The sequence below is a fragment of the Aquimarina sp. EL_43 genome, assembly GCF_943422735.1.
GTDB classification, from domain to species: Bacteria; Bacteroidota; Bacteroidia; order Flavobacteriales; family Flavobacteriaceae; genus Aquimarina; species Aquimarina megaterium.
Map to the genome: position 1 here is coordinate 4,123,250 of NZ_CALSBR010000001.1, position 16,607 is coordinate 4,139,856.

General features: G+C 33.2%; 14 protein-coding genes. 10 read left to right on the forward strand and 4 right to left on the reverse strand.

Annotated features, from left to right (window positions below; all coding sequences use genetic code 11):
- The first annotated feature begins 17 nt into the window (after positions 1–17).
- The 5 genes from NNL09_RS17655 to NNL09_RS17675 all read left to right on the forward strand — a co-directional run bounded on the left by NNL09_RS17655 (position 18) and on the right by NNL09_RS17675 (position 4,179).
- Positions 18–596 (forward strand): RDD family protein, encoded by a 579-nt coding sequence (locus tag NNL09_RS17655; protein ID WP_196910397.1) that lies wholly within the window; start codon positions 18–20, stop codon positions 594–596.
- 137 nt (positions 597–733) lie between these two features.
- Complete coding sequence (locus tag NNL09_RS17660; RefSeq protein WP_025666924.1) at positions 734–1,159, forward strand: hypothetical protein; 426 nt, start codon at positions 734–736, stop codon at positions 1,157–1,159.
- Between the two features lie 162 nt (positions 1,160–1,321).
- The gene (locus NNL09_RS17665) at positions 1,322–1,660 is read left to right on the forward strand and encodes a hypothetical protein (RefSeq protein ID WP_196910396.1); all 339 of its coding nucleotides are present in this window, start codon (positions 1,322–1,324) and stop codon (positions 1,658–1,660) included.
- 642 nt (positions 1,661–2,302) lie between these two features.
- Complete coding sequence (locus NNL09_RS17670; RefSeq protein WP_152538360.1) at positions 2,303–3,178, forward strand: hypothetical protein; 876 nt, start codon at positions 2,303–2,305, stop codon at positions 3,176–3,178.
- The gene (locus tag NNL09_RS17675) at positions 3,178–4,179 is read left to right on the forward strand and encodes a S41 family peptidase (RefSeq protein WP_196910395.1); all 1,002 of its coding nucleotides are present in this window, start codon (positions 3,178–3,180) and stop codon (positions 4,177–4,179) included. Before NNL09_RS17670 ends, NNL09_RS17675 begins: the two co-directional genes overlap by 1 nt.
- Before the next feature lie 112 nt (positions 4,180–4,291).
- Here NNL09_RS17675 and NNL09_RS17680 read toward each other — a convergent pair whose 3' ends face one another.
- Positions 4,292–4,633 carry a cupin domain-containing protein gene (locus tag NNL09_RS17680; RefSeq protein WP_196910394.1) on the reverse strand — a complete coding sequence of 114 codons (342 nt, stop codon included), beginning with the start codon at positions 4,631–4,633 and terminating at the stop codon, positions 4,292–4,294.
- A 112-nt stretch (positions 4,634–4,745) separates the two neighbouring features.
- Here NNL09_RS17680 and NNL09_RS17685 point away from each other — a divergent pair, with 112 nt between their 5' ends.
- Positions 4,746–5,063 carry a 2Fe-2S iron-sulfur cluster-binding protein gene (locus tag NNL09_RS17685; protein ID WP_025666929.1) on the forward strand — a complete coding sequence of 106 codons (318 nt, stop codon included), beginning with the start codon at positions 4,746–4,748 and terminating at the stop codon, positions 5,061–5,063.
- Positions 5,064–5,148: 85 nt separating this feature from the next.
- Here NNL09_RS17685 and NNL09_RS17690 read toward each other — a convergent pair whose 3' ends face one another.
- Positions 5,149–7,047: a VCBS repeat-containing protein gene (locus NNL09_RS17690; protein WP_196910393.1), complete on the reverse strand. Its 1,899-nt coding sequence runs from the start codon at positions 7,045–7,047 to the stop codon at positions 5,149–5,151.
- Between the two features lie 330 nt (positions 7,048–7,377).
- Here NNL09_RS17690 and NNL09_RS17695 point away from each other — a divergent pair, with 330 nt between their 5' ends.
- Positions 7,378–9,567: an alkaline phosphatase D family protein gene (locus tag NNL09_RS17695; protein ID WP_196910392.1), complete on the forward strand. Its 2,190-nt coding sequence runs from the start codon at positions 7,378–7,380 to the stop codon at positions 9,565–9,567.
- Between the two features lie 75 nt (positions 9,568–9,642).
- Here the strand turns inward: NNL09_RS17695 and NNL09_RS17700 are convergent, their stop codons facing one another.
- Entirely contained in the window at positions 9,643–10,023 is a 381-nt protein-coding gene (locus tag NNL09_RS17700) for a RidA family protein (protein ID WP_025666932.1), read from the reverse strand.
- Between the two features lie 80 nt (positions 10,024–10,103).
- Positions 10,104–12,869, reverse strand: a complete 2,766-nt coding sequence (locus tag NNL09_RS17705; protein ID WP_196910391.1) for a putative LPS assembly protein LptD — start codon at positions 12,867–12,869, stop codon at positions 10,104–10,106.
- 202 nt (positions 12,870–13,071) lie between these two features.
- On the opposite strand from NNL09_RS17705, the gene NNL09_RS17710 reads away from it, so the two are divergent.
- The 3 genes from NNL09_RS17710 to NNL09_RS17720 all read left to right on the forward strand — a co-directional run bounded on the left by NNL09_RS17710 (position 13,072) and on the right by NNL09_RS17720 (position 16,565).
- Positions 13,072–14,196 (forward strand): N-acetylmuramoyl-L-alanine amidase, encoded by a 1,125-nt coding sequence (locus NNL09_RS17710; RefSeq protein ID WP_196910390.1) that lies wholly within the window; start codon positions 13,072–13,074, stop codon positions 14,194–14,196.
- 86 nt (positions 14,197–14,282) lie between these two features.
- Positions 14,283–15,233, forward strand: coding sequence for an MlaD family protein (locus NNL09_RS17715; protein ID WP_196910389.1), 951 nt, complete (start codon positions 14,283–14,285; stop codon positions 15,231–15,233).
- 6 nt (positions 15,234–15,239) lie between these two features.
- Positions 15,240–16,565 (forward strand): (Fe-S)-binding protein, encoded by a 1,326-nt coding sequence (locus NNL09_RS17720; protein WP_025666936.1) that lies wholly within the window; start codon positions 15,240–15,242, stop codon positions 16,563–16,565.
- Positions 16,566–16,607 lie beyond the last annotated feature (42 nt).

A 16,607-nucleotide genomic window follows, 5' to 3' on the forward strand; every position in this document is an offset into this window, starting at 1 on the left:
AATAATTAGATACCGTTATGACCAGACAAGAACATTTACAATTTTGTAAAATCTGTACAAATCAAAAATTTGATGCAAAACAAGGTATAGTTTGCAGATTAACCGATGCAATTGCAAATTTTGAAAATACCTGCACTACATTTGAAGAGGACCCGATACTTGCAGAAAAAGAAAAGCAACTTGAGACAACAAGAACAGTAGCGGGTAAAGAAGCAAGTCAGGGAAAAAGATTTACCAACTATATCCTGGATTCTATATGTATTTTGGTATTTGGTTTTATGTTTGGTGTTGTTGTAGCCTTTATTTTTCCGTCTATGCTATCGATTTTAGAAACAGATAGCCGAATTATAGACTATGGATTAGGTTTTATATTAGGAATGATTTATTATTCTTTTTTTGAAATTACCACAGGTAGAACCATTGGTAAGTTGATTACAGGAACAAAAGTAGTTGATGAGTATGGAAATAATCCTGATATACAAACCATATTAGTACGTAGTCTATGCAGGTATATTCCTTTTAATGCATTTTCGTTTTTGGGTGACGGTTCGGGCTGGCATGATACATTGTCTAAAACAAAAGTAATAGAAGTATAAATAAACAAGTTTGATCATTTTAATAGAGAGGTATGGTGTATAGAAATTGTTGTTTTAAATTTATTTTAAAGTTTTAAAAACACGGATTGCAAATCCGCGTTATCGTGTTTTTAGAATATTTCTCAAAAAATTAAATTATGAAAAACCTTATAGTAATTTTTTTATTAGCATTACATATAGGATGTAATAGTCAAAATAAAAATATGAAAGAAACACCTTTAGTTTCAGTTATTAAATTAAAATCTGCTGAAGCAGTATTAAACTTCGAAGAGGCAAAGAAATATATTGATTTAGATAAAGTTTTTGAAAAATCTCCTGAACTTCGTGATGTGGAAAAACAATGGAAAGAAATGGTTACGCTTTTTTATAACCTAGGAAATGATAAGAAATTCACGAATCATTTTAAGTATTTTAATTATAGAATTAGTGAAGTAGTCAAACAATCAAAAGCAGAAGTTATATTTGCTAAAATTAACAAAGAATCTCAAGTAAAAGAAATTGTTTATTCTTTAGAAAACCGAGAAGAAAATTGGGTTGTTGTTGATATAGAGTATACTAATTAAATTTTGACTGAAACCCCTATCACTCGGAGTATAAATAAACGAGTTTGATCACTTAAATGGAGGTGTATAGAAATTGTTGTTTTAAATTTATTTTGAAGTTTTAAAAACACGGATTGCAAATCCGTACCATCGTGTTCATTTTTTAATAAAGAAAAATTAAATATGAAAAAGCTAGAGGTTTTTTGTTTAGATGATACTGAGTCCAGAGAAATTGATTCAATACATAGAGGTTTTAGAGGAGATATTTATGTCAAAGTTAAAGAAGAATATTTTAACTTGAACTTTTATGATATAATACGTTTAAAACAAGATTTTGAAACAGAAATAGAAGTTTACGGTGTTTTCTCCTCAGAACCCAATATGATAATAGTAGAAGAAGTTAAAAAAGAGTTAATAATTAGAAGTGTTAAAAATTTGTTTAAACGGAAGTATTTTGATCAAATTAAGCCATTATCTAATGCAAAACTTCAAAACTTAGAACTTTTCTTATTTTCGAAATGATAAGGTGTTTCTCGATGACACAGATTTGCAAACCCGATAGCGCGGATTTGCAATCCGTGAAACATAACAAAATATAAAACAGTTACAGTAATGTAACTGTTTTTTTATATAAAAGTGAACTACCAGATTAGCATACAAAAAAACTGATCACTATCAACTACTACTAGGATGAATTAATAGTTTGTAAAGCCATTTTTAGGATAAAACAGGCAAAACAGGGCGAGACCCCACTTATACAAGTGGGGGTAGGTACTTATAGAAGTAGGTATGTTAATGATATACATGCTACAGGGGGTACTTATGGTAGTGGGTATAGTCCGCTGTGATCTCGGTTAGGGGTACTTCCATTAGAGGGGTGGGGTACTAAAAACAGAGGTAGCACTTGTGTTCAACAGAGGTGCCGCCTCTGTTTTATATAGGATTGGCCTGTGTTTGCACAGGGGGAGGGTACTTACGAAGTACCCTCTGGATCTCTCTCTGTATTAGATATGTAAGAACTATGAATACTTATCTAAACCAAAATAAAGACAGATTTAAGAAAAGATTTAGAAAAAGATGCAACCTATTGTTTTTCCGGTTGTCATTAGATGAACAACATACATTCATATCATTACATCATTAAAAATTAAAACTAACGCCTAAATGATAAGAAAAAATAGAATTGTCATTGTGCTGTTACTGTTTATGTCGGTAGCAGGTATTTCACAAACAGAAAATCCAGAGCTTTCTAAGAAAGAAAAAAGAAAAAACAGACCTGCTTATATAGGGTTTACAGCGGGACTAGGGAAATCATCTTTTAGAGATTTTGCAACCTCTCCACTTTTTTATAAAGGTACACCAAGAAACATAGTGCTATCATATACTAAAGCTGATATAGAAAGAGAATCCGAAATTGGAGCATCCTACCTTTTTGGGCAGTTCCACAATAACTTTAATAGCCATTCCCAAAGTAGTAAGCTACATAGTGTATCCTTGTTCTATTCTAGGTTATACAGGTTAAACATGCTTAGTTCTCCTAAGTTAAATGTAAAAGTGGGTGGATTATTTAATACCACTACTAATTTTAGAACGAATGAAGGATTTGGTAATAACGGAGTAGGAGTCGAAATTATTCCAACTCTATTTGGCTCTGTTAAAATCGAAAAAGATATAAGCCGTAAAGAAGAAAAGAGTAAAAAATTCTTATTTATTAAATATAAACTAAAGAAAAGAACAAGGAATTTGGCATTTAGGCTAAATGTCGGATTGGTTAATAGCTCATTTCGAAATGGATATGTGTATAATGGGCAATCTGGCTTGTTAAACGAAGCAAATATATTTGATGAGTATGAGTTCGATATATTTTCTGGGTTTAGGGTGAATAGTTCTTTAGACTATACAATTTCGCTTCAGAACAAAAATGCATTACGATTTTCGTATGTATGGGATGCGTATAAAACAGGGGGAGATTTTGATAAATTCGAGATGTCTGCCCATCTTTTAAAACTCACTTTTCTATTTAATACCAATAATAAGTAATGAGAAAGTTATATAGTATATTATTAATAAGTCTATCTCTTACCTCTTGTGAGAAAGCACTTTTTGAAAACGACCTGGCCTCTACAAATCCAAAAGATAATTTTGAATATCTATGGAACGAATGCAATGAAAAATATTCCTATTTTGATGTAAAAAATATTGATTGGGATGTTGTAAAATCTGAATATGCTGCCAAAATTTATGATGGAATGAGTGAGGATTCCCTATTTAACGTATTGGGAGGGATGTTAACAGAATTAAGAGATGATCATACGAATCTAATATCTAACTTTAATGTCTCTACTTTTAGAGTAGATTACCTAGGGCAGGATAATTTTGACTGGCGTATCATCGAGGACCACTATTTAAATCGGGACTATTACATTACAGGGCCATTTTTGCATAATTTTCTTGACAATAAAGAAATAGGATACGTACGGTTTCCCTCTTTTCCTGGTACTGTAGATGCCGATAACCTGAATTTTGTTCTAAACAGATATAAAAATACAAAAGGACTAATTTTAGATATGCGAGAAAACGGAGGAGGAGCTGTAACCGATATTTTTGCAATTTTAAGCCGTTTTGTAGAGCGCAAAACGCTGGTTAACTATTCTAGAATAAAAAGTGGCCCGGGGCGAAATGATTTTTCTGCAGCAGAGCCGGTATATGTCTCTCCATATAGTGGAATACGATATAAAAATAAGATTGTCGTATTAGTAGATCGGGGAACATATAGTGCCGGTTCATTTTTCTCACTTGCGACCAAAGCGCTTCCAAATATTACACTTATTGGGGATACTACAGGCGGAGGACTTGGCCTACCCAATGGTGGACAGTTGCCTAATGGTTGGACCTATAGATTCTCTATTACACAAGCATTAACATTAGATAAGAATCCTGATTACGAAAATGGAGTTCCACCAGATATTGAAGCCTTGATAGATTGGAGTGATTTGACAAAAGATGAAGTTCTGGAGCGTGCAATTTTAGAACTACAATAAGGCATGATTGTAATCATGTTTTCAGCTTAGATTTACAAGTTATAAAACATAACGAAAGAAGAAAACAGTCACATTGTAGTGACTGTTTTTTGTTTTCACTTCTATTTAAAGTTTATTGATCGGTTACTTTTTGTACCCTCTCTATAGAATCATTTTTAGAAAGCGAAAGCCGAACAATACTATCCTCTAATGCGATTAAATTATGCATGATGCTAGGCTCCAGAGAAATTAGATCTCCTTTTTTAAGCTTATGTTCGGTATTGTCGACTCCAAAATTAATTTCACCTTCAAAAATAGAAACAGTAATAGGGAATGGGGTTTTATGACTTTTCATTTCCTGTCCTTTTTTAAAAACGATCCTAATTTCTTTGGTCGCATCATTTTCTATTAATTTGGTGATTACTGGTTTTGTATCCCCGTAGGTAAGATCCTTGAGTAATGAGGTTAATTGCATAGTAATTGTTTTTTATACAACAAAACTAATGATATTCTTCTGCTTGTTTTATGAGTTAAATCATAAGGTAAAGTAAACTCCTAATCGTAATTTGCAGGCATAATCAAATATAATGTATACGATAAATGTCATAGATACTATTGGGGAAGCTCATCTTTTAGAGTTTAAAAAATTTGAGTATCGTAACCTTATGGAGTTATTAGTAAACAGGCTACATGATGAAATAGGAGATTGTAAGGGTAGAGGACTATGTGGTACCTGTCATATTCGGGTACATTCATCTAATACTACAATGCAATTTTTTGAAGGACTAGAGGAGAATATATTAAAAAATCAATTAGACTATTATCCCAACAGTAGATTGGCCTGCCAAATTCTTTTAGACGAACATATTGATATGATGCAAATAGAAATTATAGGAGGGGATTAACTCTAGTTAGCGGCATGTTAAAATGCTGGCAACTAAAACTATACGTTTTCACCATATCCAAGGTAATCCCAAATTTATAAAGTGTTTATTCCAAACTAAATATTTCCCAATTGCTTTTTCCGCCTTTTGATACTTTATATCCATTACCAAATTTTCTGTATATATCTGTTTCCCCATTATTATCAAGATCTGCAGAAAATAAGTTTTCTCTTTTTTCGCTACTAGTATTTAATACCTGCCAATTATTTCCAGAAGTATAGTCTGCGTAAAACCATTTCACTTCGTTAGATACAAATACATCTGTTGTTATATTATTATTGAAATTTCCTGTTAGTAATTGACTTAGGTCATAATCAGATGACCCTATCTCGATCCAGGTTGTTTTTGCTCCTTTAGAGATAGACCAATTTGTACCATTAGATTTAAAAGTATCGGTTTTACCATCTCCATCAAAATCACCAAATTTTAGGTTTGTAAGGTTATAAGATGGTGAGTAGTTAACTTTTTCCCATCCAACTATTGGAGAATATGCTATTTGCCAATCATTACCTGTAGTAGAAAAAATATCGGTTTTGCCATCTCCGTTAAAATCGGCTATTTTCAAATTATTTGGTTGATAACCAGAACCACCCAGGTCGACCCATTTATACTTATCGAATTCTGCTCTGATATGCATTGTTTCTGGTTTCGGATAATTTATGGTATACCACCTGTTATTTCTGTTTACAAAAATTTCGGATCTTCCATTTCCATCAAAATCACCGCATCCAACTTGCATCATATTTAAAATACTAGCTCCTGTGTTCATCATAGGTAAATAAGTGATATCTGAAACATTGTGATGATAGTTTTCTGGAAAAATATGACCTTTCACATATCCGCCATAAGAATTATTAAAAGCAAAAACATTAGTGCCATCAGCCAATCTGCTTGCATCAATAGCAAATACATCTCCCATGTTATCATATACAAATTTGTTTTTTTCTGCTAAGAACATGATTTCAGGAATACCCCGAATTAAAATATTTCGTGCTGTTTGTGGGCTATTTATAAAGGTATTATGATGTACATAAAAAAAGGAACCTGCTATTTTATAGGAGTCTCCTTCGCCGCCAAAATCTTGTCCACCATGTACATCTATATTAGGATGAACATTATTTCCTCGTATTTCATTATATGAGAACTCATAACCACTTCCTTTGTGTCCGCTACAGGTAATATCGTGCCTGTTTTTATCAAAAATATTATGTGTTACCAGAGAAAAAGCAGCTTCTCCACCTATAGCAACTCCATATCCATAATCACTTTGTCTATTGTTGTGAAAATGATTGTGCTTTATGATGATTTTATTATTTACATTTTTTTCTACACCTATGGCATAATACGGAAAATCATAAAGTTCGCAATTATCGATAACTACATTTTCGGATGCATTAGCGATGTTTATCCCTTTTTTAACTTTTAATCTGGCTCTGTTACTTTCTATATTTCCATAAGGCCCTTGAAATCGAATTCCTGTAATTCGTACTCCAGAAGATTGGATAACCAAAATTGGAAGATGAGATGAATAACTGTTGTTTACCCATTGACTAGGACTTGTAGTAGCATTTACAAGACCGTAAGCATCAGTTTTTATAAGAGCACCACATTTTTCGTGTATTCCTCTGCCACTTGCCAAAGTGATCGATTTGTTAATGACTATTGTATCAAACTCCGCAACATTAATAGTAGCGTTGTCTTCTATATAAATAATATTACCATCGACTGCTTGATGAATAGCATCTTTCAATTCACTCAAGTTTTTTACCCTAAAATTGGCATTGTTACTATCAATAGGATCATTGTTTGGTATTGCTGTAGAGCAGCTGTTTAACGATTTTGTGTGTGAATCCTGTTCTGTAAAATCATCACTTTTAGAACATCCTATTAGTGTTAGAGTCAGTATTACTAAGTTGATTGTTTTTATTACCCCTGATAGTTTCATGAAAAAATGACTTTATGTTTATACTGTATCGAAAATGTTTAAATGAATTTGCTGTATATGTATGTGTCATAGCAAAGCAAAATGTTACTGTATAGCATGAAAATAATTTCTTAATCTATATGGTTACGGAAGAACAGTAAAACAATTATGCGTGCATAATAAATTAATAAGATTAATCGATTAGTAAAAGGTTAATTTTTCTTTTTGAAATCTCCAACAGATTGTTACCCAAATTAAGATTCTATTAAATAGAAAATTGCTTCTGTTTTTTGTTTGATCATTCCTATAATTTCGTGAAAATCATCTAATACTAACTTAAACAAAACTCACATGAAATTATTCTTACAAAAACTAATGGTGTTATTTTTTATAACACAATGTTTCTATGCTCAACATATAGAAACCAGGTTAACAAAAATTGATCGTACCACCAATAACAAAGCTATCGATGATTATTTTGATGTCAACCTTGCTCCCTTTTATCATGGAGTTGCATCTGGAGATCCATTAGAAGATGCTGTTATTATCTGGACAAGAGTTACAACAAACGATGCTTCGGTACCTGTACGTTGGACAATAGCAACGGATTCAAAAATGACTCAAATCGTAAAACAAGGCCAGGTAATTACTAATCAGAATAAAGATTATACAGTTAAGATTGATGTAAAGGATCTGGATGCTTTTAGAACGTATTATTACCAATTTGAAGCGCTGGGAATAAAATCAATTATTGGTAAAACGAGAACTGCTCCGGCAAAAGAAGATCTTGTAAATAATCTAAGATTTGCTGTAGTATCATGCTCTAATTATCAAAATGGATATTTTAATGCATATAATCAGATTGCAAGTCGTAGTGATATCGATGCAGTTATTCATCTTGGAGATTATATTTATGAATATGAGTCCGGAGGATATGGATACAGCGACGAAATAGGGCGAGGGCACCTTCCTGAAAATGAGATTATTACGCTAGAAGATTATCGTGTACGCTACTCTTATTACCGATTAGATCCAATGCTTCGTAATGTTCATCAACAACATCCTTTTATTAATATTTGGGATGACCATGAGTTTGCAAATGATGCTAATAAATATGGAGCACAAAATCACAGTCCTGAAACAGAAGGTAGCTGGGAGGTAAGAAAAAATAATGCCCATAAAGCCTATTTCGAATGGATGCCTGTTCGTGCCAATACAATAGAACAATACAGGTTATATCGTACCATATCTTATGGTAAACTTATGGATCTTATTATGTTGGATACTCGTATTGAAGGTAGGGATACCCAGGTAAATAGTTCAAAAAACCTGATCAGTGCGGCGGCTTCTAATAGAGAATTTAAGCAATATGCTAAAAATGTTATTGCTAAAAAAGACCTTACGAATAAGGGAGATGTAAAAGAAATTTTGACCACTGTGCTTCCGATGATACTTACAATATCAAATGATTCAAAGAAAAATCAGGTTGGATTATCCAAAGAAGAATTTAAGGCCGTCGTGCATAGCTTTGCCGATTTTATTGTCGAGAAAAAAACTATCGGTATAGAGAGCAAACAGCAAACAGAATTAGAAGCATTACTAAGAAAAGGCGTAGTGTATGATGAGCAATTTAATAGTAAAGAAAATAAAGCTACCTATAAATCGATACTTGGATCAGAACAATTTGATTGGCTAACAGATCAGTTGTCAATTTCTACTGCAAAATGGAGAATTATTGGGAACCAGGTAATGGTGATGCCATGGAATGGGGTACCTTCTAATGATGCCTGGGATGGATATGCAGAAGAAAGAGATCGGTTATTAAACTATGTAAAAACAAATGCTATAACTAATGTAGTGGTTCTTACAGGAGATATTCATAGTACTTTTGCAGGAGAAATTAGATATAAAGGCGAATGTGAAATGTGTGAGTTTGTAGTTCCTAGTGTTACATCACAGAACTTAGATTTTTTAGGTGGATTTGCCTCTGGAGTAGTAGAATTTTATACAAAATTACTGAATAAACATATCAAAGATGTAGATATGGATAACCACGGATATTTTGTGCTGGATGTGACAGAAAATAAGGTGCAGGCAGATTGGTTTGATATCGATGATTTGTCAAAACCTGTTATCGGCGAAAAAAGATCAAGAAGTTGGTATGTAAGTACTAATGATTGTAGAATAAAAGAAGCTTCAAACGCAGCTGTAGCAACAACCAGAAGTGTACACCAGGAACTATCTAACACCAAAGAACCTACGATAGAAACTCCTAAAGAAGATTTTATAGTAATAGGAGTGTACCCAAATCCAATGGAAAATGAAGGGAATATTCATTATTTAGTTAATAAACCAATTTCCAAACTGCTCATTTCTCTTTATGATATAAACGGAAAGCGAATACAGCAACTGCAAAATCAACAAGTGGCCAAAGGGATTTATAATCTGGCTTTTGATGTAAGCAATGTTAAAAAGGGAAATTATGTGGTGGTTATTGAAGCAGGAAACATAAAGACAAGTAGAAAGATCATAATTAGATAAGAATACATACGATCACCTAAAAAAAAGAAACCCCAGACTATCTAGTCTGGGGTCTTTACTAGTATTGAAAAAATGTTATTTTACAGCAATTACAGAAATCTCTACATTCACAGATTTTGGTAGAGTTAATACCGCTACAGTCTCTCTTGCAGGTGCAGTCTCTTCATTAAAATAACTGCCATATACAGCATTTACTTCAGCAAAATTATTCATGTCACTTAAAAAAATAGTGGTTTTAATCACATTTTCGAATGTCATTCCGGCTTCATCCAACACAGCTTTTAGATTCTGCATTACCTGTTTGGCTTCAGTAGTGATATCATCCAGAACTAATGCTCCTGTTTCTGGGTTAATTGCAATCTGACCTGATGTATATAATGTATTTCCGGTTAAAATAGCCTGACTATAAGGACCAATAGGAGCAGGGGCTTTGGTCGTAGTTATGATTTTTTTCATGTGATAGGATATAATATTAATTTATAATTTTATTGCTAATCTGAAACTTGAAACCAGAAACTTAACTCGAAACCAGAAAATTATAGTTGTCTATCTGGCTCACGTCGTTTGTCCCATTTAATATCACTAAGCATCGATGATTTGATACCTATAAAGAAATTCCATGATGTTCTTTCACTAAAAGGAATCCAATTAAAATTCATCACCCAACTTTCCAGATCTCGTTGAAATCTTAGATTCGTATAGGTAAACCCGGGGTTCTTTAGATCATATCCCGAAGATACTCCAACCGACCATCGCGGTGCGAGTTCTACATCACCAGAAAACATGATAGAGTGCGATGATATTTCATTTTGCCGGGCGCTATTGCTATAATTAACATTGTATGACAATCGCAATGTCCAGGGGATTTTATAATTATAGTTTTTTATGTCTTTATCAGTATCTTTACTCTTGTCTTTATCAAAAGAACGATTCTCCCCAAAATCAGTAACTCCGCCAAATAGATTATCAGGTCGACCTTCGTTTCTAAAGTTTTGATTGTCTAATGGGTCTTCATTAACTTTTCCTTTTTCAAAATCTTTACTCGAAAACGAATACCCAAAATTAGCACTAGCTCTGGTTAAACGAAAAAGACTACCTCCATTATCGATGTTCCATACATCGATTTTGCGATTATTGTTATCTAATGCATAAGGATCTAATTGTGCATTAAAGTTAATATCCAGTTTATTTTGGATTATCGGAATATTACCGGTAATGGATAGCGGACTTAATTTTAAAGAATCTCCCGCCACATTATAAGATGTACTAAAGTTAAGGTTGTTTAATAAGGTTATTTTTTTAGCTTCTGTAGCCGTACTGTCCTTACTTTTTACCTTCATTTCTACATTGTTACTAAGAGAAAATCCAATGCTGCTAGAAAATGTATTGCTAGGTGCTCCAAAATAGCCTCCTTCAAATCTGGAGTATTCTACAACTTCTGTTTCATCAATATTAGTCGTATTGGGGTCATCGGTAACCGTATAGCTATCATAAAACTCACTAAATGCGGGGTTGATACTATAGCTAATAGATGGCCTCATAGTATGGCGAATAGCTTCTATTTTTTTGCCTTTCTTAAACTTAAAAGTACCATAAATAGTGGTACCCAGACTTGTTGAAAAATTATACGTACGAAAAGCATCAAAACCTTTTATAGTATCCCGTACCACTTCGCCAGCACCATCATTAGCACTAGAATCATAACTTTGCTTTATCGTTTCAAATACCCAATTTTCCTGAAAATTTGTTCCCGCAGTAGCACTAAGATATTTAAACAGCTTAAAATTTGTAGTCAAAGGAATTGTATGTTGCATTCCTACTTTGGCGCCTTTAAACATATTAGACGAGAATAAATCATCATCGGTAGTTTGTATTCTGTTTTCTCCTTTAAAATTATATTGTGTATTTATATTCTGTATGATTCCTTTTTTTGCACCTACTTTTGGAGCAAACGGAAATACCCTGGATACACTCACATTCATATTAGGAAGCGATAAATTTACAGTTCCGGTATTGGTATTAGAGTTATGAGTAGCTGCAAGATTAACATTAACCTGTGGATCTCCCTGAAATGTCTTTGCATAGGATATATTAGAACTAATTTGATTATTCAGGAAATTACCTGTATTAAGTTGATTAGTAGACTGCTGAAAAAAGTCACTACTACCAAAATTTACAGAGGCCGAGAACCTGGAATTTGGATTGGCTTTTGCATCCTGGCTATGTGTCCATTGAATATTGTATGTAGTGGTTTTGGCAAAATCGGGAAATCCTCTTTCACTACGCAAGTTATTTTCATATCTAAACCTAAGACTTCCTCTATATTTATAGCGTAAGGCATAGGCCGATTCTGCAGCAAAAGTATAACTACCATTAGTATAATAATCTCCCATAAGGGTTAGATCTAAATAATCACTAATGGCAAAATAATACCCACCATTTTGAAGGAAATATCCACGATTATTCTCCTCTCCCGGACTGGGAATAATAAATCCCGAAGTTCTATCCTCTGTTAAAGGAAAATACCCAAAGGGTAATCCTAACGGTGTAGGGACATCGGCAATAAACATATTCACAAGTCCTGTTACAATTTTCTTTTTAGGTACAAACTTAATTCTACGAGCATAGAAATAATATTCTGGATCTTCAATATTTTCTGAAGTAGTGAATTTTACATTTTTCATGTAAATCACAGAGTCATTCTCCCGTTTTGAAATCTCATTTTTAATTCTAAAGCCGTTCTGTTCTGTTCTAGAATTGTATATCAGTGCTTTTTCGGTATCAAAATTAAAACGAATAGAATCTGGCTCTACTACATTTTGTGCCTGTTTAAAAACAGGAGTTTGTACATATTCGCCCAGCGAATCTTTAATTCCATAAGCATATACTTCATTTTTGCTATTGTCTACTACAATAAACCCCGCATTAATCTGCATCTCTCCATATACGATTTCAGCATTGTCATAAAGATACATTTTGTTCTCTTTACGACTCAATCTCATATAATCAGTAGCTTTGTAGACCACTTTGTCTGTTAATAGTTGAGGTTCTGCAAGTGTGTCTTTTTTAACCGTATCCTGAGCTTTTTCATTAAGTAATTCCTCTGGATTGATTTGAACAGGTTTTATAGTGTCCTGATTAGCAGGAATGGGCACCTCCTTAGTTTCGTTTATTTCCTGTGCTGTAATTTGATAAATACAAAGCAGTGAAAAACTTAGTGAATAAAGTATGTAACGTACCGTTGTTTGCAATGGTTTAAATCCTATTTTTGTATAACTATGGCTCAGTTTTTGAAGTGCCAAAATTACATATATTTTTTATGCTTAGATTGTAATTCAGAAAAAAATAAAAAATTATGTCAAAAGCATACCTTCTAAGCTGTATAAACATAGAAGATATAGGTTTATTATATAAATCACAATCTTTAGATTTTTAACTTGTTATATTAAATACTGAAACATAACAAAAATGTTTCAAAATTAGTAGTAAAATTATTTATAGTTGATGAGACGAAGTATAGTATGTAGTGTTTTTTTACTGGTCTTTATGTTTGTTATATCTGTTTTTAACACAGATGTGGTTGCCCAGGAAAAAGAAAAGTTTATTGTTGTTTTGGATGCTGGACATGGCGGTCATGATCCCGGTAACCGAGGAAATGGCTATAAAGAAAAAGAAATTGCACTAGATGTAGTTTTGGCCGTAGGTGCGGCTTTAGAAGATGATGGTAGGTTTAAAGTAGTGTATACCCGAAAAACAGATACCTTTATAGAATTACATGAGAGAGGAAGTATTGCTAATAAGGCGGGAGCAAATCTTTTTGTATCTGTACATTGCAACTCACATCGCTCTCAGGCTTTTGGTACAGAAACCTTTGTTTTAGGGTTACATGCTAACAATGAAAATTTTAATGTAGCAAAAAACGAAAACTCGGTAATCCTTCTGGAAGATAATTACGAAGCTAATTATGATGGGTTTGATCCTAATTCTCCAGAATCAATTATCGGACTTACTTTAATGCAGGAAGAATATCTGGATCAGAGCCTTACACTAGCTAGTTTTGTGCAGAATAGATTTAAAAAAGCATTAGACAGAAAGAGTAGAGGAGTAAAACAAGCTGGTTTTGTTGTTTTACATCAAACCTATATGCCTAGTGTTCTTATCGAACTAGGTTTTCTAACTAACAATAGCGAAGGAAAATATCTTAACTCTAAAAAAGGACAGGGAGAGATGGCAAAATCTATCACTACCTCGATTATAGATTATAAAGAGAGCCTCGATGCTATCTATAAAGTAGATCCTCCTAAAACTCCCGAAGTATCAAAAGTAACTGCCAAAATGGATGGAGATCGCGTGTTTGATGATATTACGTTTAAGGTGCAAATAGCAGCCGGATCCAGTGATATAGAGTTACAATCGTTTAATTTTAATGGCTTGGATCAACTGTCTAAAAATAAAACGGGAGACCTCTATAAGTATTACTTCGGAAATACGTCTAATTATACTTTAATACAGGAATTAAGAGAAATTGCAGTTGGTAAAGGATTTGATTCTAGCTTTATCGTTGCTTTTCGTAATAGTGAATCGATTCCTTTAACCGAAGCTTTAAAAGCTGATACATCTTCGAATTAATCTAAATAAATACTGATAATTCCTTAGGAAATTACCAGTAGAAATGTATTTTTATTCTAAATTTGTGTCCTAAAATGTAATCTATTTTGAAATTTACTCGAGAAGTCAAAACAGGAATATTAGCAATCTGCGCAATAGCACTTTTAATCTTTGGCTATAGTTTCCTGAAGGGAAAAAATCTCTTAGAAAACGATAGAACCTTTTATGCCGTTTATGAAAATGTAGAAGGCTTAATACCTTCTTCTCCTGTAACCATAAATGGTATGGTTGTAGGGCAGGTGGTTTCTATAAGTTTTGCAGACACCAAGGGTAACCTTGTTGTAGAGTTTAATGTAGATAGCGATTTTTCGTTTTCAAAGAATAGCCTGGCCAAAGTATATGGAGGCGGGTTAATAGGCGGAAAATCCCTTGCGATAATGCCTAAATATGAACAAGGTCTTGAAGCAAAAGATAAAGACACACTACCCGGTAGAATAGAAGCAGGTTTACTAGAATTGGTAAATGATAAACTCGCTCCTTTACAAGAAAAACTTGAAGCTGCAATTACAGATGCAGATACACTTCTAAACTCGGTTAATGGAATTCTTAATGTAGATAATAAAAACAATCTGAATTCTATTTTTAAAGATTTAAGCATAACAGTTAAGAATTTTAAAGGAGCTTCAAACTCTTTAAACACAATTCTTTCTGGTAATGAAGAAAAGCTAAACAATACATTTACAAACCTGGATAAAATGTCGACTAATCTTAACAAGGTTTCAGATTCTCTGGCTCAGATAAATGTAGCCAAATTAGGAAAAGACCTGGAAAAGGTATTAGCTAATTTTGAGAAAATTTCTAAAGACATTAATTCGGGAAGAGGAACAGTTGGAAAATTACTGAAAGACGATAAATTATATGATAATTTAGAAAAAACCAGTAAACAGCTAGAGTTGCTGATACAGGATTTGCGATTAAATCCTAAACGATATGTTCATATTTCGGTTTTCGGAAAGAAAAATACGCCTTACGAAAAACCAACAGATTCTATAAATTAAAAAATTATGCAATACATCCCTAATATCCTGTTTATACTTGTTTTGATAGCAGGTATTGGATATTTTACAAAAAATGTCCGTAAAGTCATTCGTAATATCCGATTAGGAAAAGACGTAGATCGTTCTGATAATAAAGGAGAACGATTTAAAAATATGGCTATGATCGCATTAGGACAGTCTAAGATGGTACGACGTCCTGTAGCAGGAATATTGCATATTGTTGTATACCTGGGATTTATAATCATAAATATAGAAGTACTAGAGATTATCATCGATGGTATTTTTGGTACACATAGGATTTTTGCCTTTTTAGGAGGGTTGTATGATTTCTTAATAGGAGCGTTTGAGATTTTGGCGTTTCTCGTATTTGTAGGGGTAGTTTTATTTTGGATTCGTCGTAATGTGATTAAATTAAAACGTTTCTGGAACCCAGAAATGAAAGGATGGCCAAAAAATGATGGAAACTTCATCCTGTATTTCGAGATGGTTTTGATGACTTTGTTTTTGGTAATGAATGCATCAGATCTTCAACTACAAACGTTAGGAGCAGATCATTATAGTAAGGCTGGAGCATATCCGGTTAGTCAGTTTCTATTACCACTTTTTGATGGGATGTCAGAAACTGCTTTAATAGTATTAGAAAGAACCTGTTGGTGGTTGCATATTATAGGGATATTAGTGTTTTTAAATTATTTATATTTTTCAAAACATTTACATATCCTGTTGGCATTTCCGAATACATATTATGGAGACTTAAACCCCAAAGGAGAGCTTGATAACCTCGAGGCTGTTACCAAAGAAGTGCAACTAATGATGGACCCAAGTGCAGACCCTTTTGCTGCTCCTGCAGATGATCAACAAGAAGGAGAACCCGAGAAATTTGGAGCATCAGATGTTGCAGATCTAAACTGGGTTCAATTACTAAATGCATACACATGTACCGAGTGTGGTCGTTGTACAAGCGAATGTCCTGCAAATCAAACAGGAAAAAAACTATCTCCGCGTAAAATTATGATGGATACCAGAGATCGTTTAAAAGAAGTAGGAGACAATATTGATAAGAATGGTAGTTTTGTAGATGATGGAAAGCAATTGCTGAATGACTACATCACTCCCGAAGAATTATGGGCTTGTACCAGTTGTAATGCCTGTGTAGAAACTTGCCCGGTAAGTATTAGCCCATTATCTATTATCATAGATATGAGACGTTATTTGGTAATGGAGCAAAGTGCAGCACCATCTGATCTAAATAATATGATGACCAATATAGAAAATAATGGAGCTCCATGGCCATTTAATCAAATGGATAGATTAAACTGGAGCAACGAATAATTTTTATTAAATAACCAACCAGAATACAATAAATTTTAACCA

What these genes read in the sequence shown, in the direction of transcription:
- NNL09_RS17685 (WP_025666929.1), top strand. Translation starts at nt 4,746, where the DNA reads ATGTATACGATAAATGTCATAGATACTATTGGGGAAGCTCATCTTTTA.
- NNL09_RS17695 (WP_196910392.1), top strand. Translation starts at nt 7,378, where the DNA reads ATGAAATTATTCTTACAAAAACTAATGGTGTTATTTTTTATAACACAA.
- NNL09_RS17700 (WP_025666932.1), bottom strand. Translation starts at nt 10,023, where the DNA reads ATGAAAAAAATCATAACTACGACCAAAGCCCCTGCTCCTATTGGTCCT.
- NNL09_RS17720 (WP_025666936.1), top strand. Translation starts at nt 15,240, where the DNA reads ATGCAATACATCCCTAATATCCTGTTTATACTTGTTTTGATAGCAGGT.
- NNL09_RS17660 (WP_025666924.1), top strand. Translation starts at nt 734, where the DNA reads ATGAAAAACCTTATAGTAATTTTTTTATTAGCATTACATATAGGATGT.
- NNL09_RS17655 (WP_196910397.1), top strand. Translation starts at nt 18, where the DNA reads ATGACCAGACAAGAACATTTACAATTTTGTAAAATCTGTACAAATCAA.
- NNL09_RS17670 (WP_152538360.1), top strand. Translation starts at nt 2,303, where the DNA reads ATGATAAGAAAAAATAGAATTGTCATTGTGCTGTTACTGTTTATGTCG.
- NNL09_RS17690 (WP_196910393.1), bottom strand. Translation starts at nt 7,047, where the DNA reads ATGAAACTATCAGGGGTAATAAAAACAATCAACTTAGTAATACTGACT.
- NNL09_RS17675 (WP_196910395.1), top strand. Translation starts at nt 3,178, where the DNA reads ATGAGAAAGTTATATAGTATATTATTAATAAGTCTATCTCTTACCTCT.
- NNL09_RS17665 (WP_196910396.1), top strand. Translation starts at nt 1,322, where the DNA reads ATGAAAAAGCTAGAGGTTTTTTGTTTAGATGATACTGAGTCCAGAGAA.
- NNL09_RS17710 (WP_196910390.1), top strand. Translation starts at nt 13,072, where the DNA reads ATGAGACGAAGTATAGTATGTAGTGTTTTTTTACTGGTCTTTATGTTT.
- NNL09_RS17680 (WP_196910394.1), bottom strand. Translation starts at nt 4,633, where the DNA reads ATGCAATTAACCTCATTACTCAAGGATCTTACCTACGGGGATACAAAA.